Here is a 26,655-nt window from a genome sequence, read left to right as displayed (position 1 = left end):
TTCGTCGGGATTCGGGACCTCGAGAGCGCGCGAGAAACGTAGTCGACGATGCAATTAGTTTCATCACGTTTTATCGTACGGGAGATACTCTCATAGGGATATGGACTTGCGGGACGCCGAACGAGAGTACGAGGACGAGGTAATCGGCGAGACGACCCTCGCGCGGCTGTTCGAGGACGCGGCCGAGCGGAACGCGAACCGACCGGCACAGCAGTACAAGGGCGGCATCTACGAGCGATCGCTGACCGAGTCGGTCCTTCCCGCCGCGACGCCCGGCGAGTTCCGGACGATCTCTTACGCCGAGATGCGCGATATCGTCCGCACGCTCTCGGCCGGCTTTCGCGATCTGGGCGTCGAAACGGGCGATCGGGTCGGCCTCTTTGCGAACACCCGCATGGAGTGGGCCCAGTCGGACTTCGCCCTGCTTTCGGCCGGCGCGGTCGTTACTACCGTCTACACGAGTTCCTCGCCCGATCAGGTCCGCTACTTGCTCGACGACCCCGACGCCGACGGCGTCGTCGTCGAAAACGAGGAACTGCTCGCGGACGTTCTCGAAGTCGAGGACGACCTCGACCTCGAGTTTATCGTCTCGATCGACGAGATCGACGGCTACGAGGACCGCGACGACGTTCTGACCCTCGGTGAGGTCTACGCCCGCGGCGAGGAGACGTTCGAGCTCGAGGCCTACGAGGAACGGATCGCGGAGACGGAGTTGGACGATCTGGCGAGCCTGATCTATACCAGTGGGACGACGGGCCAGCCGAAGGGAGTCCAGTTGAGCCACCGTAACTTCCGGTCGAACGTCAACGGCATCCGGAAGCGGTTCGCGCCGCGGCCGGACAAGGCAGACGACGTGCCGGTGTTAGACGAGGAGTCGGTGGCGATGTCGTACCTGCCGCTGGCCCACGTCTTCGAGCGGACGGCCGGCCACTTCGTGCTCTTTGCGAGCGGTGCCTGCGTCGCCTACGCGGAGAGCCCGGACACGCTCCAGGAGGACTTCAGTATCGTCGAACCGACGACGGCCACGAGCGTGCCGCGGGTCTACGAGAAGATCTACGACGCCATCCGCGAGGAGGCCAGCGGGTCTGCGGTCTCCGAACGGATCTTCGAGTGGGCCACCGACGTCGGCGTCGAGTACCAACTCGCCGACTCGCCGGGACCGATCCTGTCGGCCAAGCAGGCGGTCGCGGACACACTCGTCTTCTCGTCGGTTCGGGAGGCGTTAGGCGGCGAGATCGACCTGCTCATCAGCGGCGGCGGGAGTCTCTCGCCGGAACTCTGTCGGCTCTATCACGCGATGGGGCTGCCCATCTTCGAGGGGTACGGGCTGACCGAGACCTCGCCGGTCGTCGCGACGAATCCCCAAGACGCGGTCGAGATCGGGACGATCGGCCCACCCCTGTCCAACGTCGACGTGACAGTCGATGAAACCGTCGCCGATCAGGAGGCCTTCGCCGACGACCCCGGCGAAGTCGGGGAACTCCTCGTCAACGGACCGAACGTCACCGAAGGCTACTGGAACAAGCCCGGTGCGACCGAAGGGGCGTTTACGGAAGACGAGGACGGCACACGGTGGTTCCGTACCGGCGACATCATCCACCTGCGGCCCGACGGCTACCTCGAGTTTCGCGATCGACTCAAACAGATCATCGTTCTCTCGACGGGCAAAAACGTCGCGCCCGGTCCGATCGAGGACGCCTTCGCCGCCAGCGAGATCGTCGAGCAGGCGATGGTCGTCGGCGACGGCGAGAAGTTCATCGGCGCGTTGCTCGTCCCCAACGCGAACCACGTCAGCGAGTGGGCCGACGAGCAGGGGATCGACCTGCCCGAGGACCCCGAGGCGATGTGTGACGACGAGCGGGTCCGCGAGTACATCCAGCGGGAAGTCGACCGAGTCAACGAGAACTTCGAGAAACACGAGACCATCAAGCGGTTCGAACTCGTGCCCCTGGAGTTCACCGAGGAAAACGACATGCTGACTCCGACGATGAAAAAGAAGCGCCGCGTCATCCTTGACCGCTTCGACGACCGCGTCGATCGGCTCTACGAAGACGACTGACTGCTCCGTTCTCGGCGCGATAATGCCGTCCCCTCGCGGGCGCTCGCTGTGACGATCGGAACCCGTTTCGGGCAAATTACAGCCGTTTCTCACAGGATTTAACCGAGTGGACCGAGTGAAGTCGCACGAATGGACGGACAGGCAGTAGCGGGACGCGACTCGAGCGCGGGACGACACCGACGACCATGACCGGCGCGGAAGGCGGTGCCGATCTGCTCCTCTTGGTCGCGTCGATCGTCGGCCTCGGCGTTCTCTCACAGCTTCTCTCGGCCCGGTTCCGCGTGCCGAGCGTCCTCTTTTTGATCGCATCCGGGGTCGCGATCGGCCCGGAAGGGCTCGGCGTGTTGACCATCGATTCCTTCGGCGAGAGCGGGCTCTCGACGATCGTCGGCCTCTCCGTCGCCGTCATCGTCTTCGAGGGCGCGTTCCACCTCAAGATCGACAAGATCAAAGAAGCGCCGAGGGCCGTGTTACGGCTGACCACGATCGGCGCGGTGATCGCGTTTCTCGGAACCGCCGGCGCGGTGCGATTCTTCCTCGGGGCCGACTGGGACATCGCGCTGCTGATCGGCGCGCTCCTGATCGCGACGGGGCCGACGGTTATCACGCCGATTCTGAAGGTCGTCCCCGTCCGCGACCGGGTCGCGGCGACCCTCGAGACGGAGGGGATCGTCAACGACGTGACGGCGGCGATCCTCGCGGTCGTGTTGTTCAAGGCGATGACCGTCGGGGAGGAGACGCTAACCACCGAGCTCTACCTCCAGTTGTTCGCGGAACGGCTCGGCACGGGACTGCTCGTCGGCGTCGTCGTCGCCGCGGTCGTCTGGTCGGTGCTTCAGTACGTCGATCTCTCACCGGACAACGCGCCCCAAAACGCTCGATTGCTCACGCTCGCGGGGGCGATCATCGCCTACGGAACGGCCGATTACGTCTTTTCGGAGGCGGGCGTGGCGGCCGCGGCCACGGCCGGACTGATCCTCGGGAACGCCGGGCTCCCCTACGAAGAGGATATCGAGGCGTTCAAGGGCGATATTACGCTGATCGTCCTTTCGTTCGTCTTCATCACGCTCGCGGCATTGCTCGAGTTCGACCAGTTGTTCGCGCTCGGGCTCGGCGGCGTGGCGGTCGTCTTCGTCGTGATGTTCGTCTTGCGACCGCTCTTGGTCTTTCTGACGACCCGTGGAGACCGGTTTACGCTCCGAGAGACGCTGTTTATGAGCTTCGTCGGCCCGCGGGGCATCATCCCTGCGTCGGTCGCGACTCTGTTCGCGATCCGGCTCCAGACCGAGACCGCTCCGACGAACCCGGCCGGTGCGGACCTGCTCGTCGGCACGGTCTTTCTCGTCATCCTCATCACGGTCGTCCTCGAGGGCGGGCTCGCCCGACAAATCGCGGAGACACTCGACGTGATTCCAATGCGTGTACTCATCATCGGCGGCGGCCGCGTCGGTCGCTCGCTGGCAGAACGGCTCGAAGCGCGCGGTGAAAACGTAGTGCTGATCGAAGAGGATCCAGCGGTCCTCGAGCAACTTCGCAACGACGGTTTCACCGCTCAGCGGGGCGACGGGACCGACGTCGAGGTGTTACGCGAGTCGGGTGCCGAAAACGCCAAGACCGTCGTTGCGGCGACCGGTGACGACGACGCGAACCTCCTCGTGGCACAGCTCGCCCAGTCGAACTTCGACGTCGAGAACGTGATCGCTCGAGCGAACAATCCGTCGAACGCGTCGGCGTTCGAGGAACTTGGCGTCCAGACCATCTCGGCGGCCGAGTCGACCGCGTGGGCGATCGACAATCAGATCGAACGGCCCGCGCTGTCGAACTGGATGTCCGAACTCGGCCGCTCCGGCGACGTCCAGGAGATCGAAGTCACCAGCGAGAACCTCATCGGCAAGCGGATCGCCGACATCGGTGGGGAACTCCCCAACGGCGTCCTCATCGCACTCGTGAGTCGGAACGGGACCAGTGAGGTGCCGACGCCCGATGTCGAACTCCAGCGGGGCGATCACATCACGCTCATCGGCCGGACCGAGGCGGTCCGCGAGACGATCGAGCAGTGTGGAACGCCGATATAGGCTCTACTGCGCCACTGGGCAGCCGATTTACAGCACGAGCCCGACGACGGCAAAGAGAATAAGCACGCCGGTGATGTCACAGACGTTCGTCACCACCGGGATCGTCGTGTCGTCTGGGTCGTAGCCGAGTCGATAGGAGGCGTAGACGGCGACGGAGCTGACGACGACGACCCAGCCCGCGAGCACCATCCCGCTGACGACCGTGATCACCATGAGCCGTCCGAGCCCGAGCGTCCCGCCGAGGGCCCGGCCGATCCCCCACGAGGCGATTCCCAGCAGCACGAACACCGTCGCCGCCAGCCCGATGACCGCCCCGATGTTGGCCCGAATGTTCGGATTCGACGGCGAGAACTCGAGCGTTCCCAGATGCAACTGCGTGGACAGCCGGGCGCACATGATCGAGCCGAGGTTGCCGGCGGTTCCGATCATCACCGGGACCAAGACGAGCAGCGACGGGTTCTCGAGTAGCTGTTCCTCGTAGCTCTCGAGGACCGTCCCCGAGACCATCTGCAGGACGGAGAGAATCGCCAGCAGGGGCACGAGCGTGGTGACGATGTGACCGACGCCCCAGTCGTCGAGCAGGTCGTTCTCGAGGTCCTCGCCGTGGAGGAGGTCGCCGCCGACGCTCACAGCACCACCCCTGCCGCGGCGATGCCGGTCAGCAGAAAGACCACGCCGAAGACGTCGCCGACGGTGGTCACGACCGGGCCGATGACGTTGTCGGGGTCGAGCCCCCGCCGATAGCCTTTGAAGATCACGGTCAGCAACACCCCGAGCATCGCGACCGCGCTCAACAGGGCGGCGACGGACAGGACGATGAGCAGTTCGAGCAGGCTCGCCGGGCGGCCAAGCGCGAGCATGACGCCCCACGCGAGGACAGCGATGAAGACCGAGACGATCATCCCGTTCAGGAAGGAGGCCACGATCGCGTTTCGCAGTTGCCCGGTCCACTCGAAGCGGGGTTCGATAACGCCCTGATGGAGGCCACTGGAGAGGCGCGCGCCGAGCGAACCGTAGACGCCGCCGCGGGTGGCCAGAAAGGCGGGAAGCAACAGCAGGATTCCGGGGACGCTCTCGATCCCTTGGCGCATCGTTTCGGTTCCCAATACCGTTCCAGCGAAGAGGCCTGCGACGAGGCTGACGAGAACGACCGGCAGCGCCTGCCGATACACGTCGAGGGCGGAGTCGTGACCCAACATCTGTCACAAGGTGTATCGCCGATGCATTAAGCATTGGTTCGCCGACCCGCTTCTCGGGCCTAATCTTGATTACTTTCCCGAGCGACGGGAGGATAATGCGCGAAATCAGCTACGAGCCCCGGAACGTCCGGGAGATCCTCGTGGAACTCAAAGACTCCTCGGAGCTCGCGGTCGATCTCGCCTACTCCGCCGTTCGGTACGACGACCCCGCCCTGGCCGACGAGGTGCTCGAACTCGAGTCGCGGGTCAGCTACCTACAGTACCACGCCCGGATCGCGCTGATGCTCGCGGCCAAGCGCGCCGAGGAGGCCGAGCGACTAGTCGGCCTCTTTCAGGTCGCCGCGAGCGCCGTTCGCATCACCGAGGCCGCGGCCGATATCGCCCGGATCGTCCGCGCTAACGGCGGCGTCCCCGACGCCTTCGAGCGGGCCTTCCCCGACGCGGACGAACGGCTCGTCAGGGCGACCATCGCCGCCGACTCCGACCTCGCGGGGTCCCGCCTGCGCGACCTCGAGCTCGACCGCGAGACCGGCGTGTTCCTCATCGCCATCCGCCGCGAGGGCGAGTGGTCGTTCGCACCCGAGGGCGAGGACAGGCTCTCGGCCGGTGACGTGATCGTCGGCCGCGGCCCGCGCGAAGGGATCGAGGCGGTCTACCGGCGGGCGACCGGCGAGTCGTTCCCGGCCCCCGAACCGTCGGCAGCCGAGACCGAAAACGAGGACATCGCCCGCGCGGCCGACGCCGTCGTCGAACTCAAGGACATAGCCGAACTCGCGGCCGGGCTGGCCTACGGCGCGGCCCGGTTCGACAGCGACGACCTCGCCCGGGAAGTACTCACGCTCGAGGCGGCCTCCGACGAACACGAAACACGCCTCGAGACGTGGCTCATCGAGGCCGGCGACGAGATCGGCAGCCCAGAGCAACTGCGCGGGCTGCTCCACCTCGCGGCGGCCTCGGAGGCCATCTGTGACGCCGCGGTCGACATCGCCGAGGTCGTCCTCCGCGAGGTGGAACTGCCGCCGGTCTTCGGCGCGGCCCTCGAAGACAGCGAGGAGGCCATTGCGGCCGTTTCGGTCGGCGCGGGCAGCGACCTCGACGGGACGACCGTCGCCGGCCTCGAGTTCGAGGAGGGGACCGGCGTCGTCGTCCTCGCGATCCACGCCGGCGACGGCTGGACGTTCGACCCCGCCGCCGACCGCCCGTGTTCGGCCAGCGAGACGCTGCTCGTCCGCGGCCCGCCGCTGGGTATCGATCACCTGCGGGAGGTTGCGGGGGACGGCGACGCGACACTCTGAAATCGATCGATCGAGCGAGTCCCGACTCAGGCCGCGACGAGGCCGACGGCGACGACCGCGAGCGCCAAGCCGACGACGTTCGTCGGGGAGAGCTGTGCTTCGAAGTAGAGGACGCCGACGACCGCCGGAATCACGAAGTAGAGGGCGGCGATGGCCGAGACGATCGCCATGTTTCCGCGAGCGAGACCGGCGTAGAAGCTGATGGACGCGGCCGCGAGGAACGCCCCGGAGACGAGCGCGAAGGCGATGTCGATGCGGGTCCCGGAGATGGGACGCCGCAGCGAGAGCACGTAGCCGCCGGCGATGACGATGCTCGCGACGTAGGAGAGAAATACCGCGTTCACCGGCGAGAGCGACCGCGTCGCGACGCCGCCGGCAACCGCCCAGCCGCCGTACAAGAGCAATGCACCGAGTGCGAAGAGAATCGCCGTACTGACCATGCGGGCGGCTTCTCCGGTATTCGGATAAACGTTCTGCTCTCTCGAGAGTGGGTGCTGGGGACACCCGTCACCGACCCGCTCGCGGCGGCGTCTCGTTCCGCTCTAACGCCGTCGACCGCCCGTGACAGCTCTCGTCGCCGGTGGAACCGCGACCGCAACCTCGAAAACCGATACCGTTTTGCGGCCGTGTCCACCACTGTGAGACTATGAAACACGTACGGGGACCGCTGTATTCGATCGATGTCGGCGAGCGCAGTGCCGAGACCGAGGACATCGACGACCTCCTCGAGTCGTCGATCGGCGGACGGGCGCTCGGGACGAAACTCGCCCACGACCGGATCCCGTTCGACGCCGACCCGCTGGGCCCCGAAAACCGGCTGTTCTTCGCGACGGGGCCGCTCCAGCACTCGATGATGAGCTTTACCGGCCGGATGTCGGCGACCGGCGTCTCGCCGCTGACCGACGGGTTGTTGTCCTCGAACGCCGGCGGGTTCCTCTCACGAAACTTCACCGGCACGGGGTACAGCGCCGTCGAAATTACCGGCGCGAGCGACGAACTCGTCATCGTCCACGTCACCGACGAGGGCGTCGAGTTCGAACCCGTACCCGAACTCGAGGAGGCGACCGTCCCCGAGACCTGCGAGTACATCGAGGACGAACACGGCCTCGGCTCGGAGCACACGACCGTTATCGGGCCGGGCGGCGAGAATCAGGTCCGGTTCGCCTCGATCATGACCTCCGAGGAGCGAGCCTTCGGCCGCGGCGGTCTCGGTGCCGTGCTGGGATCGAAGAACGTCAAGGCGATTACCTTCGACGGCGACTCCACCCGCGAGGTCGAGATCCCGTCGCTCCAGATGGAGATCCACGGCGAGGCCGCAAACTCCGACAGCCCGATGCGAGACCAGGGGACCACCTCCGTCGCGGAGTACGCGAACATGGTCGAGGCCCTGCCGAGCTACTACTTCTCGGAGCTCTCTTTCGAGGGTATCGAGGGGGTCAACGGCGACCGAGTCGAGGAGAAGAAGTACAAGAAAGGCACCTGCTCGTCGTGTGCCTTCGCCTGCAAACTGCCGACCCGCGACGAGGAATCCGGCCTCGAGACCGAGGGTCCCGAGTACGAGACGCTCATGGCCTTCGGCCCGAACTCGGGCGTCGACGACATCGTCGACGTGATGCAGTCGAACAAGCTCTGTGACGAGTACGGACTGGACACGATTTCGGCGGGCGACACCATCGCGGCCTACCTCGCCAGCGAAGACGAGTTCGGCAACGTCGACCTGATCCACGACCTCGTCGAGAAGATCGCCTACCGCGAGGGCGTCGGCGATCAGCTCGCGGAGGGCGTCGACCGCATCCACGACGACCTCGGCGTCGAGAACTGGTCGGTCAAGGGCATGGAGTTCGCCGCCCACGACGGCCGCACCCTGAACGGACAGGGACTGGCCTTCGCCACCTCGAACCGCGGTGCCGACCACATGTACGCCGAGTTCTACCCCTACGAGTACCCGCTCGTCGACGCCGACGACGCCTTCGACAAGGCAGGTCTCGAGGGGAAACCGCCGAAGGTCGTCGAACTCGAGAACATCAACGTCATCAAAGACAGCGCCGTCCTCTGTAAGTTCTCGCGGGACTTCATCACCGAGGAGCGCTTCGAAGGCCTGCTCGACGCCGACTACGAGGAGCTACTCGCACTCGGCGGCGAGGTCGTCACGCTCGAGCGCCACTTCAACAACCAGCGCGGCTTCGATCGGGCCGACGATCGACTCCCTTACGAGATTCCGGACTTCGAGCAAGGGCTCGCGGAGTACTACGCCGAACGCGGCTGGAACGACGACGGAACGGTCCCCGACGCGCAGTTCCAGAGCGGTCACGGCACGCCGGCCGACGACTGAGCGGCTAACCTGACCACGTTTCGGTGCGACTCGAGGATTCTTTTCTGTCGCGAGTGCCAGTCTCCCGATCCGACAGTGATCGACTACTCCTCGTCGTCCCGGCCGTCGTTCGGTGACAGCCGATCGTCGCCCCGCGACGGCAGCGACGTGTCGTCGGCTCGAGAGGGATGGATGTTGACGTTGTTCCCGCGGTAGGGGTCGCTCTCGGGGTCGTAGGACAGTTCGCTGCGCTCGAAGAGGTAGATGAAAAAGCCGATCAGCGGGAGACAGAAGGTGATTGCCGCCCATTTCCGCGGCGGCTCGAGCCCGACCCGGCCGGCGTCCCAGTAGGCGAGCGCGGTGAGCCCGAGATGCCACGCGAGCGGGATTCCGACGATTATTGCGAGGAGGCCGGTTTGCATGCGCGAACGTACGGACTCGAGGGTACTAAACGACCGGCCAAATGACGGGGGGCTCAGGGACGCGGGTTTCGTGACTCGGACGATACTACTGGTTTGCCGAGTACCAGCGCGTTACCCCCGCTGTGGCGCGTGCTGGAACGCGGTGAGCCACCGGTGAACCGCGTTTCGAACCCGCGCGAGGGACGAGTGAGCGAAGCGAACGAGTCGGCTGGGGTGGGCGTGGTATCTCATCGTTGCCATGGGAGCAAGACGACCGCTTCGCCCTCGCCAGTACCTGTCCAGCCACATTATTGCCCAGTCCGCACTCTCTATAGTAGCCACTGAAACGATGTACACACTGATCACGACGCTGTCGTGCGATCAGGTGTGCACTGACTGTCAGTGGCTACTATAGTTAACGTCGAACTCGATCGCTGCACCCTGACGCGACCACCTTTTATTTCGGAGCGGACGTTCGCTCCGCTCACGCCCCTCCTCGAAAAATCTGGACCAAAAGGGCCAGTGGCCGCTGTTTAGTTGACGTCGAATTCGATTGCCGCACCCTGCCCGAAGCCGACACACAGCGTCGCCAGCCCGAGGCCGCCGCCGCGCTTCTGGAGTTCGTTGATCAGCGTCACCGGGAGACGAGCGCCGGAGGCTCCCAGTGGGTGGCCGATCGCGATCGCACCGCCGTTGACGTTGAAGATCTCGGGGTCGATGCCGAGTTCGTCGCGGGAGTAGATCGACTGGCTGGCGAAGGCCTCGTTGAGTTCGACCAGATCGTACTCGTCGATGTCGCGCCCGTTGCGCTCGAGCAGGCCCCTCGTCGCCGGCACCGGGCCGATACCCATGACCGTGGGGTCGACGCCGGCGACGTTGTTCTTGCCGATCTCGGCCATGATCTCGAGGTCGTGTTCCTCGGCGAAGGCCTCGCTCGTGATCAGCAGGGCCGAGGCACCGTCGGAGATCTGGGATGCGTTGCCGGGTGTGACCGAGCCGTCGTCTTTGAAGACGGTCGGCAGTTCGGCGAGTTTCTCGGGGGTCGTGCCGGGACGGAGGCCCTCGTCTTCCTCGACGGTGCCGTCCTCGGTTTCGATCGGGACGATCTCGTCGTCGAAGCGGCCCTCTTCGGTGGCCTCGACGGCTCGCTGCTGGCTTCGTGCGGCGTACTCGTCCTGTTCCTCGCGGCTAATCCCGTGCTCTTCGGCGACCTTCTCGGCGGTCATTCCCATCTGGAGGTCACCGAGGTCGTACAGTTCGGCCAGTCGCGGGTGGATGTGTCCGTACCCCTCGCCCATCGGGACGCGGCTCATGCTCTCGACGCCGCCGGCGATGATGGCGTCGCGGTTGCCGGCCGCGATGGCGTCGGACGCGGAGATGACCGACTGCATCGAGGAGGCACACCAGCGGTTGATCGTCGTCGCCGGCACCGACTCGCCGAGTTCCGAGAGCAGGGCGATAACCCGGGCGAGGTTGTTATCCTGCTCGCCGCGCTGCTGGGCACAGCCCCACATCAGATCGTCGACCTCCTCGCCGGAGAGGCCGGTCTCGGCCAGAATTTCGTCGATCAGCGGCACCGAGAGGTCCTCGCTGCGAACGTCGGCGTACACGCCGTCTTCTTTCCCCTGTGGCGTCCGGACTGCCTTGACCACGACTGGCGTCTGTGACATATACTACCGAAGGTCCCTCACGACCTTAAATCCGGTCGAACTCTCGAGGACGGGAAAACCGTTTACGACCGCCGACTGGCGTCTGAGCGGCCGCTGCCGGCGATCCGGTTCTATCGCAAACCGCAACGGGGGAGGGGAATCCTTTTGCCCGCCGTTTGGTAATGGCCCTCCATGGACGGCAACGAGACGGTCGATCGGGCCGATTCCGACCGCCCGGAACGATCCGACGGGTCGGCCGGAGCCGACGAGGACTCGAGTGGCGCGGACGCTGTAACGGGCGCGAGCGAGCCGCCGAGGGACGACGATGCACCCGCGGCGGACAGCGACGAACAGGCGTCCGCGAGCGACGGCGAGGGATCCATGCCGGGCGTTCCGGATCCCGAACCCGAAGAAAACGACGTTCCCGAGGATGTCCAGAAATACGCCCGCTTCAAGAAAATGGACGGCGCGCAGTACGACCGTGTCAACGAGTTCTTGCGGGATCGGACCTACATCACCGCCCGCGAGTGGGCCATCGCCCGCCTCTGTTCGGACTTCCGGACCGAGACCGGCGTCGAGATGACCAAGATCGGCGAGAACCTCCCCGATCTGGTCCCGTTCATGACCGACACCTACACGCCACAGGCGGTCAATCAGGCCCGCTCCTCCTTCGAGGACAAGGTTCGTACCGCCGGCGCGACCTTCCTCTACGGCGCGATGTGTGACTTCTTTACCGCCGAGGAGCTCGACGACGTGATGTACGAGGCCACCGAGGTCGCCAAGTTCCTCCTCGAGGTCGAGGGTGTCGACCTCTCCGTCGAGGACGAACTCGAGGCCGAAGAGCGCATCTCGACGGTCATGCGGGAGGTCCGCGAGGCGAGCGAGGAACTCCGCACTGAGGATGTCGTCGACGGCGACGACTGAGCCGGCGGCCGGCCGAATTGAATCGCGACCCGCGATAGCGCACACGACCGCCGCCGGCTGACTCGCGTGACAGCAACGTCATATGGCTGGGGTGAATCGGTCGACGTACGCATGAGCGGGTCAGGTCGTCAGCGATCGGAGTCAGCCACGGAGGGACAGCTGTCGCCCGGACTGATCGGGGTCGCCGTCGGAGCGCTCGACGTGCCGGTCTTTGCCTACGTCGGACTCGAACTCTTTGGTGATCCAGTCTTCGGCGCGTTCGTCGGGCTCGTCGTCGGACTCGGGATGTACCTCTCCATGCCCGCCTTCATGGCGGATGACGACGGCGACGAGCACAGCGAGCCGGCGCTTACGTCGGTAGAAGCGGGCCGCCGGCTCCGCCAGTTCCACCGAACCGCGGCGGGTCTCGCGCTGCCGCCCGCGGGAATTCTGCTGCTCACGTGGCGGCTCGTCTCCGAGAACCTCCGCTTTGGCGTCCTCGCGACGCTCGTCATCACGGCGGCGATCTACGCCCCGCTCGCGGTCTTGCTCCCCCGGCGCTACGCGTGACGGCGGCGGCAGCGCTATACTCGAGTCGAACCGCTGGTCTCACTGGAAAAGCGACACCAGCCGACTCCAACTCCAGATCACGAGCCAGAGTACGAGGACGACGAACAGCAGATACATCGGCAGCGCATCCACGGCGATCCCGCGGGCGGTGAGGACCTCGAGCAGGCCCCACCGGGCGAGCAACGCGATCGCGCCCGCGGCCAGCAGCGACCCGACGGTGATAGCGGCCGCCGCTCGATTCGTCGCGATCCGTGACCCCTCGCCGTCTCGATTCGCGGTGTTCCGATCACTCATCGAACGCCGGCGACTCCCACCCGATCGGGTGAAACAGTTGGACCTGCGCGCTCCTGCACGGTGGGGTCCAGCAGCCGGTCGACCGCTCGGCTGTCCCGGCTATCCGTTGTCCTCGAGATGGCTACTCTTGCCAACGTCGCTCTCGAGGGGTGGGATTTGAACCTCGGTCTGATTCAAATCCAAGAACGCAGTCGCTGCTCGCGGGTTGCTCGCAGCGACATGCGAGGGTTGGGATTTGAACAACGCGAAGACGTTCCGGGACGTTCGCGTTCGCTCACGTCCGGGCTGCGACTTCTCTCGTTCAAATCCAAGAGCGCAGTCGCCGCTCACGATGTGTTCGCGGCGACATGCGAGGGTTGGGATTTGAACCCAAGGACCCCTACGGGAGCGGGTCTTAAGCCCTGACACCGCTTCGTTACCGAAATTCAGACATTCCGGCAAAGCGTGCCTCGTTTCGGAGTCCTCGCAACGATTTCGGGCGTCCTTGTCAATTAGAATGTACCGTATCTATATAAATCCCAACGAGGGTGGTCATAGCCCAACCAACCTTCAATGACTTGCAGAGCAGGCAAACCGATCTCTTCGCCAAGTCAGTCTAAGCAGGAGGAGTTACGTCCCCCAGAAGTTGATAATGTCATCCGCGAGTTGCTCTGTTCGATCATCGATAGCCTCGAATCCCCATTCATCGTGCTTTTCAGGGATTTCCTTCGTCATCTCGATCTTCGAGTTGCGATACTCGGCACACTTCTCGGCGAACGGATTATTGCTCGCTCGAACGTTCTGGCTATCTGCGAGCAGTGTCAGGTTCCCCAGTCGGGACTTGTAGAGATCGAACCGCTCTTCGTTGTTATCGAATACTGCTTGCCAGGAGCTGTACTTGTTCGATGACATCGCTCTCTGTGGGGCGATATGCTCTAACTCAACCCGATCGAAATCGAGCTGCGTTTCGGGTGTTCCTGCCTGGTAGTAATCCTCCTCGAGCGTACGGAGCATATTACGGGTGAACGCGCTGTTTGGCAGCTCACGCCCCTTCAGAATCTCGAACAACTGTTCGTCTTCGACTGTGCGGTCTTTGATCAACTTCTCGATCTTGGACTCCCAATTACTCCGCTCGGCGTCCTTCAGCTGGCTCACGAACTGATACATACTATCTCGATGGTGAGCCGGATTCGCGTCCTCGAGATTTAGCCGTACGTTGAGCTTATTTGCGAGTCGGAGAAGTTTCTCCATCTCATCCGCGTCGTCAACGTTCTCTACGAGATAGAGTAGAACAATTGGTGCGTGCGCATTTTTGCATTGGAAGAACCGCATCTGCTTGTTGATCTGGTTACGCTTGTTTCGGGGGTACTTCCGAACCGTACCCTCGTGAAGATCGATATAGGTGTCCGTGTAGTTCTCTAACTTCCCGACGAACTGTCGAATTTCCGTGGGACCGTCGTGGGTATCGAGGGCTTCAGTGAAGGCGCGATAGAAGTCCTTGGTCGTAATCCGTCCACGTGCCTGATACTGATCATCTACGATGAGATAGTGAGTTATCGCCCGTCGTGGGGCTGCACTGCTGACTTTGTCGTTCTCTTCGAGTCGCGTACTAATGTCCTCCCATCGTCGTCGAACGTCTTCTTCGTCTAATCCCGCCTTCGTAGCTTCTTCTAAAAGTTTAGTTTTGGCGAGATTGATCGGAGACAGCTCGAGTCCGCGCTCGTTCTGCGTCTGAAACACCTGGTAGGCAGCAGTCATGCTCCCGCAGGAGGTCCGGACGAGATTTACATTATGAACGGCGTTTCGAAGGACATCTTCTCGTTCCTCTGCAGTCAGATCAGACACTTTGTCCGCGAAAAAGTCGTAGCATTCTCGGATAGGATGATCGGTATCTACCTCTTCTACATTTCCGTCGTAGATGTGCTGATAGGCAGGGTCATCGTTATCGAGAAGATGTAGTGTACGAACCGCTTCCCCAGTTTGATCGTGCGTAGTAAGGATACTCTCGACGTTTTTATGATCGTCAGGGAGTCCTGCTATGTCACGGATAGCACAGACGAGGATCGAAAACGTAGTCAGTCGCTGTTGCCCGTCAACGATCTTGTAGACCTGAACATCGTCATCACCCTCATCGTGGTCTTCTACGAGGATGACCTGCCCAACGAAATGAGATCCCTTGTAATCGGTCCCGATACTGCTAATATCGTTCCACAGGGCTACTCGTTGTTCTTCCTTCCATTTGTACTCTCGTTGGAAGATCGGGACTTTGAAGATCCGAGTCTTTTCCCCCAAGAGGTCAATGAGGCGCAATTCCTCCGCCTCAAGGTCCATATTAGAGCTTACCATGGTGGCTGGTATGTCTAAAGGATTATAAAAATACCGTGAACGCGGTAGAGAAGCACCAGTAGCGGAACAGAACCTGAATAAGGGACCTTCCCGAACCAAAAAATGTCGCTACTGATCCTCAGATCTCGTTTCGCAGAACAGATGTGAGGTAGTGTCCCATTCGAATCCGTTTCCACGTACTGGGATCGCCCTTGGAGAGGCGCTTAGCGTCCCGGCAGTAACCACAGTGGTCTGTTTTCCACTCTTCCCATGCTACGAGTTCGTCTGAAGCCTCCTCGTACGTACCACCTTCAAATTCGCGAACGACAGCATGGTTTGGATGGTAGTGCCTGATCGTCGCTCCGTTTCTACGCCCTCCACCGTCAGGATGGCGCACGTTGATCGCGAAGTCACCGAACGCGCGAACTCCTAATTTCTCTGCTATCTCCGGGCTTCGGTTCCGCCGATCATTATCGAACGGATTGAAGACGTTGAGAACTGCCCGATCGTAGCTTTCGAAGGTTTCCGAAAGAAATTGGAGATCCTCGAGCAGGTCGTCATCAACCCCTACGTCAATTACGTCGAAGAACACACGGTCTTCGGTGCGGAGACTTCGCTCTAAGTCAGTTAGAGCTTCTTGCTGGTCATCAGTGAACGGTCCATTCATACGGACCATCACTCGATGAGTAATAGACGGGTACGTGTCTTCGAGTTCTCTGTGTATCTGCTGGTGAATTTCGTAGTCAGCTGTGTCGTTTATATGCTCGACTGTCCCAGAGATAACTGGCCGATCGATCTCGTCAGCGTGTTTCAAGTAGAACTCTTCGCGGCTACCATGCTCTTCAATGGTCGATTCGATCTCGTTACCGAACTCTGTATCTCGTCGGGCATGGTACTCCGGCAAGTCGATGAAAACCGAATCAGCGGCGTCTTCGAATGGTCCGAGGCTTTCGAGATCTTCCTCGCTGGTGATTTCCACGACCGGCTGAAGCGACAAGTCCAACTGATTCTCTTCTTCAAAGTTCGAGAAGCCGCCGAACGATTGGAGGACTTCTCGCTCATTCTGCTTATTTCGGAGAATCGGGATGTACGTGCTGAGCATTTGTCTTCAGTCTCCGGGTTACTCTCAGGTGGAGACATTCTAACAAACGTTTTTCTACAATATATGTTTTGTGACGTGATTGTCTAATTATATGTAATTACGTACTCAGAAGACTTCCAAGTATTCTTCAATCACTTCGCGCTCATCGTCCGTGAGATCGAAGAGATCATACACCGTCTCGTCGATCTCTGCCTCGAGTTCTTCGATATTCGTTTCTTCAACGATCTGTTTATCTGTCTCCCACTGGTCGAGGAGAGCCAATACGTCATCGCCATCACGTGGGATCGGTATCGTCATTTCTTCGCCTTTCTTTACGTTACGACCATCTACTGCGGCGTGAACGTACTTTGCTCGTTGCTCTCGCATATCTTCCGTAGAGGCTTCCATCCGGGGATCGGTGATCTCGTCAGACCTTCCTGCGGTCACGGCGAAGCGTTCGTCCTCAATTTCTTCTACGCTGGCATTCACAGGATACCGACGAGTCTGCCACTCGTAGTCGATATACTCGAGTTCACCATTGTACTCTCTAATGTACCGTGCAGGGAAGCTTTCCACTCGATTTCGTATATCAATAAATTCTCGAATAGATGCAACATGGTCTGAGATCTCTGCCTCTTTCTGATCATCCATTTTCACAGGGAGTCTTTCTTGATACCGAGTAAGGAACTGATAGTAGCCATTTTGAAGCGGTGAACTGGTTTGCTTGACGAAAAACTCGAGCGTAGAGGAATTGAGAAGACCAAGAAGGAACTCTAAGCTCCCCTCAAAGTCCTCTTCCGTCCGTAAGAAGAAGACTTTATTGAGGATATATCGGTCACTTTTGTCGAGAGCATAGTTGTTTCTGCGGGACATCTCCGGGCAGATTATTTTATCTGATTCCATCACCTCAGCCGAATATGGAACGTTTAGCTCATACCATTCCTTGTCTTTATTCCTGAAAGTGGCATCCTTTCGGTTTTCAAGAGATTCTTTGTGCTGTTTAAGATACTGGTGTGCGTTGGGATATTCCTCAATATCTATGCCTTCTGTGTAAATTAGATACTCCTCCGGCTCTGCCATCTGGTAGCGCTCTATGTCACTTCCTCTATAGATCGGTTTCAGTATTGAATCTTCAATGTCCAATTCCTCTGCTTCATCTTCTGACAGGATGAAAACCGTATTCTTTCCGGTCTTTATCCCTGCGGAGATCTCCTTAGTGACTTCGGATAGCTGATAGTCTGCTTGGGATTCCAACTTCCGAAACGCCTCATTTGCTTCATATGGTGTGAACCGCCATTCTCGATTAGTCAGGTCGGAAAATAGTGTCTTATAGGTCGCATAGTGTTCTGTTGTTTTTCGTTGGTCTTGGGAGATTACGTTCCGTATTTCGTCAAGAACGGATTCGACTTCCGAATCGTCCGGCTTTTCTCGGCCATATACTACGTCGATTTCGTAGTCGTCACTTGGTTTACTGTTTTCAAGGATGACAACACACGGATATGCTGTTGCGTCTTCGAAGAAATTACTCAGCTCAAAGTTAGAATATTCGCTTATCGTGACACTCTCAGATAAACTCTGTCTCAGACCGGAACCATAGGCAGTACTCGTGAATCTTGAAGACGTAATATAGCCAAGTTTTCCGTTATCAGCGAGAAACTCGGACCCTCGTTTAATGAAGTAAATCGAAAGATCCGCGTTCCCTGTATAAGTTTCCGAATAGAGGGGTTTGAGGATATTCTCCTTGTAATCTGCGGGGATAGACTCTTTCCGAACATATGGCGGGTTCCCGACAACATACTCATATTCCATATAATTCTTCACGACGAGTGCAAGAACGCTGTCCTCGAACATTTTGAACAGACGTCCGTCTCCGTGTTCTTCGCGGAGATACTGCACTGTCTCGAGGATGTTGTCCACATACGGCGCGAAGAACTCTTCAATTCCCTCGTACTCTTGTGATGTGTAGCGATTAACTCCTTCCTCGAGACCGCCGTGGTATTCCCATAGACTCTCAGTCATGTGGTACTTTACCACGTCGAGAACACCCTGAAGGGCTGCGAAGTACTCTCCGAAATTGGGGACCCCTGCTTCCAATCGGATCGTATTGAACTTCGGCATTCGAACCCGTTGGAGCAAGAAGTCTCCGTCACGCTCTGTTTCGGGGACATCCTCCTCGTCAACCTCAACAGGGAGCGGAACAGGAACCAGAACGTCCTGCTCGTCTTCAGTCAGCGCCTCAAACGTCAACTGCTTGCCTCCATCATTACCGAGATCAACACCAGTTAGATCTCGCTCGTTTCGCAGCGTATCGGTCCTGAAAATTGGCAAGCGACGGATCGTAAACGAAGAGTTCTGACGTTTGGCATCACGGTATTCGGGAAGGATCGCTACCATGAACCGGATCTGTGCCATCAGGACTGCGAAGGGATGAATGTCGAGACCGACGATACGGGGTCGAGTGCATAGCTCCGTCAGGTGTTCTTCCCAATCGGGATCATCCTCGTAGCGACGGACGTCCTCGAGATACCGGTTCACGGCTTCGACCAGGAAGGTCCCCGACCCACATGAGGGATCGATCAGTCGCTCGTTCGAGACACCGACGTCGTACCCCACGCCGTCCATGATGTATTCGATCACCGGCTGTGGGGTGTAGAACTCACCGAGTGCCTTGCGCGTCTCTGGGTCGAAGTACCGCTGATACAGATCACCCAGTGGGTCGCCCTCAATGGCAGCGAAGTCGAACTTTAACACCGAGAAGAAGACGTGGGCGATTGCACGACTGAATCGCTCCTTGGTCGCAGAACTGACTCGAGTGATGTTACTGCCTTCCTGAGCGACGTCACGGAAGCGATTGTACGGGTTGGCGTGTAGCCGAGATGTCTCCTCCTGGTAGCCGTCCGTCCACCAGATGAAGATGTCGTCCTCGAAGAGGCTCTCCACGAGCTGCTGGTGCATATCTTCCATCAGCCCGTTGGCTGCGACCGGATAGGCGTCGAGATTGATCTCGTCACTGAAGCCCTGCAACTCGTCAAAGTAGCGTCGGAGACCGCGATCGTCCGGGAAGAAGTCGTGATCCTCCGTTGCCTTAGCGAGCAGTAACCGTGCGAGAAGGGCGTGCCCGCTCTCGAGGCAAAACATGAAGTCCCTGAGGTCGCCGTTGCCATCGACGAACGTTTCCCACGAATCGGGGACTTCGTCCGGTTCGCTGGCGTAGCTGGCATCCCAGAAATCGTACGCGCCTTTCACGAACTTGGCTTCTTGCTCGTCGCGCAGCTCCTCGAGCAGATCCATCGAAGCGACGACGAGATCGGCAAAGGGACTCCCCTCTTCCAACCGGAAGGTATCGAAGAAGTGTTCCTGCCCCAGTTCGCTGTCGAGTCCAACCGGATCGAGGCCAGTCAGATAGTCGTTGACGCTCTCCGGGTCCGTAATGTCCCAGTCGGGTTTCTCGAGTGCAGCGATTAGATCTCGAGCGTGGGTCTCGGTCGCGTCGGCAAGGGTTAGTTCGAGAAGGGGGTCGGTCTCGTCCCGCCGATACAAGCGGAGTTCCTCTCCGTTCGTCAGCACACCGTAGCCGGCTTTCAGCACATCGACGTAGTGGAAGAGCTGATCCGTGTGTGAGCCGAGATCCTCTCCCGACGTCTTGAACTCGTAAACAGCTGTAACTGACTCGTTCTCGTCGAGCGTTACGTAGTCCGGTCGTCGGTTATCAGGAAGAGACCACTCGCTACGGAGATCGTAGCCAGCACCCCTGTAGCCGAGATCGTTGTAGAATCCTTCGTTGAGATAGGCGTTTTCGACGTCCTTCTCGCTCATGTCGTCGTCGATCCGTTCCGAGATCCCGTAGAGAGTATCAACGAACTCCGCAGCGTCGGTCATGGATTGTCCCGAGACAGTAGTAGGTCAAAAAAGGTATGGTTCACTCACACGACGATTCCCAAACCTGCTGGTAAGAGGGTAATTCGTGGTCACTCTGTAACACTCATTACAGCAAGTAGTTGTATGTCTCTTGACTAAGTAATAGACTCTACTCTGTATATGCCGCCTTCTCGAACCAAGTACTTGGACACTCAATAGTCACACATCTCTTGCACTGAACCGTGTCACGCTGTAGTTCACCGAGAAGTGTCCGGTCACTCAGTAGTGAATTCCCCTATAGTCCCCCTTATTGGCGACTCGACAGGTCGATACGGAGTGCCAGCTCGGAAATCGACCCGATCATTCTTGCTACCAGCCAATCTAAGGGGCCTGTGGGACTCGGAGTCGCGTTTTCATATCTTCTGAATGTATTCCATCATTGAAGGTCAAAAGACGCACCTGGGCGAATCTGGGGATCGTGGAAGGGGTCGCCAGAAGCAAGGTAGTGATCTCGCTCAAACCCTCGAATTTGGCACTTACAGCGAATCGTGGACCAACAGCTTTGGACGATTACTGTGAGTTATAGGGATCTAATTGCTCTGCCTTCCTCATTGAATAGGACACGATCGGCTCACCCACTCAAGCATACGTGTACAGGCAGACGTGCGAGAACGCGCCCAGCCAATCGATCATCCCTGATCCCTTTCCTTACCCTTTGGAGGTTAGAACACCATTCGAACGGGGGACGCGCTGCTGTGTGAGGCAACTGGCTCAGAAATTTTTCAAAATCAGCGCTATGTTTAGTGATCCGTGCTACTATCTCGAGATACCGGCAAACGCGCCCGGGGCCGTGCTACTCCGACATTCTCCAGTGGTATCTTTCGGTATAGGATGTTGTTGCCGGCAATAGTAACAAATTCCCAACTTGTAGTATATAAACCCCTGACCCCCTATATATACCAGTGTCTATTACTAAGGGTGAAGGAAGTGATTCCGGGGTTAGCGGGCCACCTCTGAGAGTCACTAATTAGTGGTCACGGCGGACTCCCTCTCTACAGTTTCACCACGTAGCTGGCCTTCGATTCCACTTCGAGTTACAGGGCGTGGCGGACAGGACAAATCTGGGTCCGGCGGCCTTCTCGGACGAAGGAGCTTTTCACCAGTTACAGGCGGACACGAAGTAGGCACTCGAGGGTGTCACCAGTTTGTGGCACTTCTAACGGTACGGACAGGATGGCAAGTTCTCTCTCATCACTCTAACAAATTTTTGATACATGGCAGCGAACGAAGTGACCGGCAAGACGAAGACGGAACTTCAGGAATTACAGAGATCGCACACCCATCCTGTACCCTTTGACGAGAAGTACTGCCTGGCAAAGATTCCACGACAGCCCGACGAATACGACGGGCCGCCGCGCTATTGCGCCTCACAGAACGTCAAGAAGAACGGACGATGTAAGCACCACGGTGGGTGCGTAGTTCCCCGCCTCGAGAACCTCGAAAAGCTGCCTAATCTCAAACACGGTATGTACGCTACAGACGATCATCTTCTCGAGAACATGAGCGAGCGTGAGGAGCAACTCTACGACTGGGTTCTCTCCTGGCCAGAGGCCTATGGGATTGACCTCGAGTCCGATCCATCAGCTGCTCACGACTTCCAAACGTTGGCTATCGAAATCGTTCGGGAAGTGAGGGGCAAGGACTACCAGCTCCGTCACGGTGAGGTAACGCAGAAGGCCGTGTATCTCCCTGACGGCCAGCAGATCGACTCGGAGACCGTACCGGAGGCGCTAACCGAAGTCATGCAGTCTCAGGTCCGGCTCATCCAAAAGATCAAGGACTCGCTCGGTATCACTCGTAAGCAGCAGATGAAGAACGAGAAGGCCGAGTCCGCCAGCGAATTGATGGACGACATTGTGAGTGTTATGGGAAATCTCGTCGGTGAGAAGGATGGCTACGATCCTGACGAGTTCAACGAAAAATAGACTGTTCTGGTCTCACCTCAACGATAAGTAGGCAAAGGTATTACCTGAGTTGCAATCGATCCCTCCGGTAGCTGTCAGGTTAGAAATCTTCGTATGACTTGAAAAACTTACCACCCTCCCGAGATTCCAAAGCACCAACTTCAACGAGAGAATTGCAAACTTCCTCAACCTCATCTTCTGACACTGAGAATTCTAACTCAGAAACCAAGTCCTCGACGGAAAACGAGCTCCGGAATAATCTCCCTCCACGGACCACCTGCAACACCAGATCCTCATTCTGGTCAACCTGTTCGGCGATTCTACGGTCTTTATCCTCCAAAGCATCGTTCACACGGTCGATCTCCCGCATCACTGACTCCAGATACTGATCCTGGGAAGCGTAGTCGTTCCCATACTCTTCGATTTTGTCCTTAAAGGTCACAAGCGTCGTAACAGTCCACTCTGCTCGGTCCCTTACCATGACCTCATTCGCAATTTCGACAATGGTCTTCGACTTCGCCCTCTCGACAGCAAACTGCTCGCCGATCAAACCCATAATCAGTAGTGTTCGGTCAGGATTACTGCTGGGGTACCGTAACTTCGCCTCGACAATAGAACGGAGTCCATTATTGATCACCCAAGCAGGTTCGTCATACCCTTCCTTGAGAGAACTTACCGCAAAGTCCAGGCAAAAGTTGACGAAAGTCATAGTCATAGCTGAGGTAGCCTCATTACCCGGTGAATCAATATCTGAAGCAATAACACGGGAAATCTTGTTGTAATCTTCGGCAATCGATTTCGCTTGGCCTGGATCACACTGGGAAACATATTCCACTGTGATAGCACCAAAGATGCGGAAGAAGACTTCAGGGATCCCTTTCGGGCTGTTGTCAGCCCAAGACTGGATAGATGCTCTAAGCTGAGAGATAACGTGTTCTGCAACTCTGTGGTTCTCCTCCTTGACAGCTATCCGGAACGTGTCCTCGAACGGGCTGAAAAGATACCAGGCAACGAGTTGGGAATCACTGTGTGATACCTTGAACTCCGAGTACCGGTTTTCCAAAACAGATTCTACGTGATCCTGATACTGGTCGAGTAACGCTGTAACAGTCTCGGTATCATCATCAATTATCCTTGATCGAACAATATCCATGAACATATCGACTGGGTCATCTTCCGAGATATCGAGGTAGGAAACAATTCGAAATATGTCCATGATTTGTTCTCGTTCTTGGCTTTCGTAGATTTCTTCTCTTTCCTCTTGGACTACATTCTCAACCCTTTCAAGAAATTCGGAGTCAATTCTGTTGATAGAGGTATCCAGCATCACCTCCGGTGATAGAGAACGGAGAAGCCATCGGAGGAAAGGGAAGATGCTCAAAATAGAGGCTAATATGAAGAAGATATAGATACCGAACGCCCAAGAGACGTAGTTTCCTGTCGATATTAGAAAAATAGCGAAGAGGATAGCAATAAGATGGGGTGTGAAATGAAGCCAGATAGCCCATTTCTGTAGGACGGTGGAATCGACCCTGTGGGAGTAACGATTAGTAGCTACCTGGATACCCATTATCGTGACGGTCAAGCTTATTGTGAATAACGTGATAACGCCGATTAGAAGCGGATTGACGGTATTCTGCCGTGTCAATTGATCAGAAAGGAGGGTAGTGGGAACAGCAATTATAGCTGAGGCCAGCAGGATGAGAACCCAGTAACGAGTCACTTGGGGGTACTCGTTTGCAAAGCGTTGAACCCGCGCCTGAGAGCCAGATATTCGCTCTCTCAGATGATCTATTCTTGTGGACAGCTTCACCACAGCCTCGCTTCACATTATAATCATATACCGCTTTCGTCGGCAGACGTCTTTCCATAATCTCCAAAGTGTCTCTTGTCACTGATGTTATCTAAAATAGAGGTGCCACTGAAGAAACACCACCGTTGCTCGAGCGTTTCAACCACTTGAGGACCCCAGTCGGTATGTATCTCTATGCAAGATACGCTCTGTCTATTCAACACGACTCGTTGGACATCGTCTGTAACTGGTAGGAACCACAGAAGTCTTCTGAACATCCTATCACTAATTAGTTATTTTAGCGAAAGTGTTATATCTCTCAGGCGCGATGGTATTGGGGAGAAGAGAGGATACAGCCTCTCTCGCAGCTATTTTGTGCTATCTCTCCTACTCCGTGAATCGGTTTTCGAAATCGACATTGGTAACTCGGAGTTCCCACTTGAGTAGTTGCTCACGCTGCTCGAGCGATCGAACTGACGGCTAACGTCAGTATGTGAGCTACATACGCTGTACGCTCGAGGTCAAGGTGCATCTCCACTGGGTGTGCATCTCGCCCCCTGTGTCCGGATGGTGAGGGGCCACGTACGAGAGGTCAATACTGGGGAACACAACCTGGTACAACCGATGATCGTGCGTGGCGACTAACATCTCTTAGGAAGGTCCGAAGCAAGAGCGGCTGATGTACAGCAACCCGCCAACGAACTGGGCGGTTTCATAAGGCCGTTAATACAATCTGGTTAGTTACCAATGGTGACTGACAAGGCTTTGCTGCAACAGCATAAAAACACTGACTGGATACCCTTCTCGATCCACAGGAAATGGTTCGAGAAGGCGGGCGACCACAGTGTTCTCTCTGCTACCAGCGAAGTAGATACTCTCATTGAGAGCTACTGGGTAGGCAGGCTTCTCGAACGTCTGAGTGTGGATGCTACAAGCTCTAAAGACAGAATTTCTTAAAATCAAATTTCCTTCTTATCACCTGTCGTTTGGTATGCTCGTTCCGTTAGACGAGATTCCACGTGATCGTCGTTGAGAATATGAATAAGTTCCCAGACCTTTTGCTTATTTTCTACTTCGATCCATTGATCACCGTTTTCTTCTACTACGTCAATTCCGTCACGTTCGTACTCAGTGATCACCCACTCAATATCATCCATATCGATCACGTCATAGAGTCCCGTCTGTTGGATGTCATCGAATTTTCTCATCATAATCGGATTGCTAAGAACTGCATCCTCAACCATTTCCATATCTTCAAACTCAATATCATTATCCTTTACAGTCTCAATTACGTCTTCAGCGACCTCTTCGTAGACCCTATGGTAGTCAAACATTTGTTCAAACCGCCAGTCATTAAATATGAATAGCTTCTCATCGTAATAGACTGCATCTAAACGGTCTGGGATCGAAATGATCGGTTCGTCCATAGGGACGTGGCCTTCATCCTTGTAATAGAGATTAAAGAGGCTCGTATTCCCCAGAAGTTGATTCTTCCAGTAGTGTTGTAACCCGACGACCATGTTGTCTTCATGATCACGGATTCGAACTGCCTGGAAATCGGGATCTATGTCTTTGTGGTATTTGGTATTCTTTAGGTCACGTTCATTGAAAAGCTCCTCAATTTGTTCAAGTAGCGGAAAATCGTCTTCTGTGAGGTATTTTATATATTCGAGGTTATCTCTGGCCTCTCCGTACCTACATATTCTCTTTCGATCATCACGAAGTGCCGCTGCACTTACTTTGACTCGTCTACGAACGAGTTCTTGAAGTTCATCTAAGGATTCTCGTGGAAGTTCTACCTCACCAAATGAGAATGAGACATTTTCACCGTCATCGTATTTCTTCGCGATAATGAAGTCTCTATATCGGTTAGCATCATTCCTTGCTAACTCCCCATCATCCGTAAGGAACTCAGGAATTTCAGAAAAAGTCTCTGTGAGTTCCTCGTCGCTCAATGGCATGATGTAGGGATGATTGAATACTGATGTTAAAAATCTATCCTTATACTGCTATGTAAACGTTCGATCCGGCACGCACTGCATCTAAGTGGGTTTCGGTGGAGATCTGCTCAGATCGAGGAGCGACGACAAGATCAACATTCCCTGTATCTGCATCTTCGACCTCGTAAATGTGGTAGCCAAATGCAGCTAATACGGGGTTGACATAGAGCTGGTCTGACTGGACCTGAATAGATCCTAATACTGCAAAGAACACGCCCAAAATGAACCAGCTCTCCCATAGTCCGTAGTCTATGCTAACAAATGGGAAGATATAGGCAACTAAGTAGCTCGTCAGTAGGTCGTTGCGGCGACGGACTGATGAGAGATGTTTTGGATTAGGTTCTTCACTCTCGCGCAGATTCATTATCTTGTAAAGAACAGCCCCAGAGCCGACTAATAGAACTGTAAAGAGAACAGTGGACCACGGAATTTCATAACCACTGATAGTGACCGTTAGGTCCCGTGTTATCACTGCCATTATAACATAAAAAGGGATATACGAACTGGCGAAGAGCGCAATCTTCACCCAGAGTCTAAATTCTCTCATAATACCAATCTGAATTTGTTATCCACGAGCAGTTTCTGTTCTTGTCAATTCATTAGGGAGGTAGCCTCTTACTGGTTTCGATGAGACTGTTAGCTCCCATACGTAAGGTTAGTAGTTACGGGTTTAAGACTGAAGAACCAATCGGTTAGGCAATTCTGGAGATAGTGGACCATACGACTGGAATCACTTTTATTCCTAAAATCGGAATCCGTACAATCGCCGCTATCGGCTTTTCTCTATCCCGCTAAAGTGATTGTACCTGGGATCAGATCCCTCTCAGACGCTCTATCGCTTGATCTGCCAAAACACCGTATCCGGGCGTCTCGAAGCTACTGTCCCCGAAAGAGAGTTCC

At 57.3% G+C, this 26,655-nt stretch carries 20 protein-coding genes; 7 read left to right on the top strand and 13 right to left on the bottom strand.

Annotated elements, in window-relative coordinates:
* The first annotated feature begins 100 nt into the window (after nt 1-100).
* Nucleotides 101-2,059 (top strand): AMP-dependent synthetase/ligase, encoded by a 1,959-nt coding sequence (locus ACJYUO_RS19805; RefSeq protein WP_494347063.1) that lies wholly within the window; start codon nt 101-103, stop codon nt 2,057-2,059.
* Between the two features lie 185 nt (nt 2,060-2,244).
* Complete coding sequence (locus tag ACJYUO_RS19800) at nt 2,245-4,134, top strand: cation:proton antiporter domain-containing protein (RefSeq protein ID WP_494347062.1); 1,890 nt, start codon at nt 2,245-2,247, stop codon at nt 4,132-4,134.
* Nucleotides 4,135-4,161: 27 nt separating this feature from the next.
* Here ACJYUO_RS19800 and ACJYUO_RS19795 read toward each other — a convergent pair whose 3' ends face one another.
* The gene (locus tag ACJYUO_RS19795; protein WP_494347061.1) at nt 4,162-4,764 is read right to left on the bottom strand and encodes a magnesium transporter; all 603 of its coding nucleotides are present in this window, start codon (nt 4,762-4,764) and stop codon (nt 4,162-4,164) included.
* Complete coding sequence (locus ACJYUO_RS19790; RefSeq protein WP_494347060.1) at nt 4,761-5,333, bottom strand: magnesium transporter; 573 nt, start codon at nt 5,331-5,333, stop codon at nt 4,761-4,763. The genes ACJYUO_RS19795 and ACJYUO_RS19790 overlap by 4 nt, the downstream gene beginning before the upstream one ends.
* A 95-nt stretch (nt 5,334-5,428) precedes the next feature.
* Between ACJYUO_RS19790 and ACJYUO_RS19785 the strand changes: the two genes are divergently transcribed.
* A complete protein-coding gene (locus ACJYUO_RS19785; RefSeq protein WP_494347059.1) occupies nt 5,429-6,628 on the top strand; it encodes a potassium channel family protein in 1,200 nt (399 codons plus the stop codon).
* A gap of 26 nt (nt 6,629-6,654) precedes the next feature.
* Here the strand turns inward: ACJYUO_RS19785 and ACJYUO_RS19780 are convergent, their stop codons facing one another.
* Nucleotides 6,655-7,068: an EamA family transporter gene (locus ACJYUO_RS19780; RefSeq protein WP_494347058.1), complete on the bottom strand. Its 414-nt coding sequence runs from the start codon at nt 7,066-7,068 to the stop codon at nt 6,655-6,657.
* A gap of 206 nt (nt 7,069-7,274) precedes the next feature.
* Between ACJYUO_RS19780 and ACJYUO_RS19775 the strand changes: the two genes are divergently transcribed.
* Nucleotides 7,275-8,960: an aldehyde ferredoxin oxidoreductase family protein gene (locus tag ACJYUO_RS19775; protein WP_494347057.1), complete on the top strand. Its 1,686-nt coding sequence runs from the start codon at nt 7,275-7,277 to the stop codon at nt 8,958-8,960.
* A gap of 83 nt (nt 8,961-9,043) precedes the next feature.
* Here the strand turns inward: ACJYUO_RS19775 and ACJYUO_RS19770 are convergent, their stop codons facing one another.
* From ACJYUO_RS19770 to ACJYUO_RS19760, 3 genes are all read right to left on the bottom strand, one after another.
* Nucleotides 9,044-9,361 (bottom strand): hypothetical protein, encoded by a 318-nt coding sequence (locus ACJYUO_RS19770; RefSeq protein ID WP_494347056.1) that lies wholly within the window; start codon nt 9,359-9,361, stop codon nt 9,044-9,046.
* Nucleotides 9,362-9,472: 111 nt separating this feature from the next.
* Nucleotides 9,473-9,601 carry a hypothetical protein gene (locus ACJYUO_RS19765; RefSeq protein ID WP_494347055.1) on the bottom strand — a complete coding sequence of 43 codons (129 nt, stop codon included), beginning with the start codon at nt 9,599-9,601 and terminating at the stop codon, nt 9,473-9,475.
* Nucleotides 9,602-9,873: 272 nt separating this feature from the next.
* Nucleotides 9,874-11,010 (bottom strand): thiolase family protein, encoded by a 1,137-nt coding sequence (locus ACJYUO_RS19760; RefSeq protein ID WP_494347054.1) that lies wholly within the window; start codon nt 11,008-11,010, stop codon nt 9,874-9,876.
* 171 nt (nt 11,011-11,181) lie between these two features.
* On the opposite strand from ACJYUO_RS19760, the gene ACJYUO_RS19755 reads away from it, so the two are divergent.
* Together ACJYUO_RS19755 and ACJYUO_RS19750 are read left to right on the top strand one after the other, a co-directional pair.
* Nucleotides 11,182-11,913, top strand: coding sequence for a DUF5806 family protein (locus tag ACJYUO_RS19755; protein WP_494347053.1), 732 nt, complete (start codon nt 11,182-11,184; stop codon nt 11,911-11,913).
* Nucleotides 11,914-12,024: 111 nt separating this feature from the next.
* A complete protein-coding gene (locus ACJYUO_RS19750; RefSeq protein ID WP_494347052.1) occupies nt 12,025-12,462 on the top strand; it encodes a hypothetical protein in 438 nt (145 codons plus the stop codon).
* 39 nt (nt 12,463-12,501) lie between these two features.
* On the opposite strand, the gene ACJYUO_RS19745 is transcribed toward ACJYUO_RS19750, so the two are convergent.
* The 4 genes from ACJYUO_RS19745 to ACJYUO_RS19730 all read right to left on the bottom strand — a co-directional run bounded on the left by ACJYUO_RS19745 (nt 12,502) and on the right by ACJYUO_RS19730 (nt 20,020).
* Entirely contained in the window at nt 12,502-12,756 is a 255-nt protein-coding gene (locus ACJYUO_RS19745; protein ID WP_494347051.1) for a hypothetical protein, read from the bottom strand.
* A 609-nt stretch (nt 12,757-13,365) separates the two neighbouring features.
* Entirely contained in the window at nt 13,366-15,066 is a 1,701-nt protein-coding gene (locus ACJYUO_RS19740; protein WP_494347050.1) for a DUF262 domain-containing protein, read from the bottom strand.
* Nucleotides 15,067-15,199: 133 nt separating this feature from the next.
* Entirely contained in the window at nt 15,200-16,162 is a 963-nt protein-coding gene (locus ACJYUO_RS19735; RefSeq protein ID WP_494347049.1) for a hypothetical protein, read from the bottom strand.
* A gap of 105 nt (nt 16,163-16,267) precedes the next feature.
* Complete coding sequence (locus ACJYUO_RS19730; protein ID WP_494347048.1) at nt 16,268-20,020, bottom strand: Eco57I restriction-modification methylase domain-containing protein; 3,753 nt, start codon at nt 20,018-20,020, stop codon at nt 16,268-16,270.
* Between the two features lie 1,253 nt (nt 20,021-21,273).
* On the opposite strand from ACJYUO_RS19730, the gene ACJYUO_RS19725 reads away from it, so the two are divergent.
* Nucleotides 21,274-21,984, top strand: coding sequence for a hypothetical protein (locus ACJYUO_RS19725; protein WP_494347047.1), 711 nt, complete (start codon nt 21,274-21,276; stop codon nt 21,982-21,984).
* Nucleotides 21,985-22,063: 79 nt separating this feature from the next.
* Here the strand turns inward: ACJYUO_RS19725 and ACJYUO_RS19720 are convergent, their stop codons facing one another.
* The 3 genes from ACJYUO_RS19720 to ACJYUO_RS19710 form a co-directional block, all read right to left on the bottom strand.
* Nucleotides 22,064-23,776, bottom strand: a complete 1,713-nt coding sequence (locus ACJYUO_RS19720) for a DUF2254 domain-containing protein (RefSeq protein ID WP_494347046.1) — start codon at nt 23,774-23,776, stop codon at nt 22,064-22,066.
* Between the two features lie 938 nt (nt 23,777-24,714).
* Nucleotides 24,715-25,716: a Kiwa anti-phage protein KwaB-like domain-containing protein gene (locus ACJYUO_RS19715; RefSeq protein ID WP_494347045.1), complete on the bottom strand. Its 1,002-nt coding sequence runs from the start codon at nt 25,714-25,716 to the stop codon at nt 24,715-24,717.
* 40 nt (nt 25,717-25,756) lie between these two features.
* Nucleotides 25,757-26,302 (bottom strand): KwaA family protein, encoded by a 546-nt coding sequence (locus tag ACJYUO_RS19710; RefSeq protein WP_494347044.1) that lies wholly within the window; start codon nt 26,300-26,302, stop codon nt 25,757-25,759.
* Nucleotides 26,303-26,655 lie beyond the last annotated feature (353 nt).

This window comes from Natrinema sp. CRL1 (assembly GCF_059162405.1).
The sequence above is the reverse complement of the archived record's forward strand: the minus strand, read 5'-3'. Positions and strand labels throughout refer to the sequence as shown.